The sequence below is a fragment of the Oceanobacillus indicireducens genome (genome assembly GCF_014647195.1).
GTDB lineage: Bacteria > Bacillota > Bacilli > Bacillales > Amphibacillaceae > Oceanobacillus > Oceanobacillus indicireducens.
Genome location: NZ_BMOS01000067.1, coordinates 1,895 through 3,292, shown reverse-complemented (window position 1 = coordinate 3,292; position 1,398 = coordinate 1,895). Strand labels below are relative to the sequence as shown.

The following is a 1,398-nucleotide window of genomic DNA, read 5'->3' as shown; positions in this document are numbered from 1 at the left end:
GGGGAATTAAATCTTGGATATTACGACGGAAGCAAAGTTGTTGAAGCGACATATTCTCGAAATAAAGTAACTACGCGAGCCGGTCTTAATTACACCATTGAATCCGCGTTAGGTCTAAGAGTTACAGGATCTCAATTGTTATTTGGCGGAGGCGCTGACACAGGTCTGAAACACTTTGGTTCGGGCGATATCGAGAGAATTAGACTGCACGGTGGAAGACCCAGCACCTATCTTGAGGTTAATCATAATGAAGTTAGAACAACGAAACCATTTTCAGCCGACCGACTTACAACCGTCTCCACTCTTGAGTATACGGTTAATAACCATGCTTATATTCGTCCGAGACCGGGGTATGAATTACGAATAGCAGATAGCACGGGAAGTTACAGCACTGTAAGAGCAAAGGTTATGGATGTTTCAAGCGAAAAATTTAAGACGGACATAAAGAAGTTTGACGGCAGTGGCTTGGAGTTTTTACGTGAGAGTGAATTTTACGATTATAAAATGAAGTCAAACGGAAAACGTGAAGTAGGCTTTGTAATCGAGCGTGAAACAGCTGATATATTTAAGTATGATGAAGAAGCCATAAATGGCTATACCCACAGGTCTATTAACTCTCTAGCAATTAAAGAACTTGATTCGGAACTAAGAAAGATAGATTTAAAATTCGAAGATGAAATTACTTTGCTTAAAACAGAAAATCAATTATTAAAAAATGAACTCAAGAAACAAAAATACAGAATTGAACAACTGGAGGAATTAGTAGCATGATAAAAATACAGAACAAGCACTTAAGAAACGTAACGGAGTTTTTATATAATACTGTAACTGCAAAGGGAAAGAAAAACGTTCATCGTATGCGTATCGTTAAGGCGCTCGAAAAACGCAATAAGGAGGTGAGTGAAGAACGTTTAACGTTAATCGAAGAATATTGCGGTATTGATGAAAACGGAGAGCCAAAGCGCAAGGAAAATGGCGATTTAGACATTGATGATGTAAAAGGCTTTAACCGGGAATATGACGCATTGTATGACGAGTATTTTATTATTGACGATAAGAATTTAGAGCCAGCATTAAAGACCGTCGAAAAATTAGTTAATAACTTTGATAAAGAGCTTTCCGGGAATGATGCGGAAGCTCATTTTGTTTTAATAGAAGCATTTGAAGAAGCGAAAGAAGAATCTGCGGAAGATACAACAGATGAAAATGAAGAGGAGGAAAAATAATGATGGCGAACTACGAATTTACGGAAACGAGCTCAAGGAATACAACAAGAGATGGAGAAACTTTACGTGTGGTCAACTACCGCGGAAAGGATGACTCAAGTATCCCGGATACAGTCTTAAATGTGGACGGGAGCTTTACCATGCCTGTAATGGATTATTTTATGGCTGGGGC

General features: G+C 38.6%; 2 protein-coding genes. Both read left to right on the top strand.

The window, feature by feature from the left end; all coding sequences use genetic code 11:
- Positions 1-771 (top strand): tail fiber domain-containing protein (locus IEX94_RS19285; RefSeq protein ID WP_188859872.1); only part of this gene is annotated, 771 nt, incomplete at its 5' end.
- A complete protein-coding gene (locus IEX94_RS19280; protein ID WP_188859870.1) occupies positions 768-1,226 on the top strand; it encodes a hypothetical protein in 459 nt (152 codons plus the stop codon). The genes IEX94_RS19285 and IEX94_RS19280, both read left to right, overlap by 4 nt.
- The last annotated feature ends 172 nt before the right edge of the window (positions 1,227-1,398 follow it).

What these genes read in the sequence shown, in the direction of transcription:
- IEX94_RS19280 (WP_188859870.1), top strand. Translation starts at nt 768, where the DNA reads ATGATAAAAATACAGAACAAGCACTTAAGAAACGTAACGGAGTTTTTA.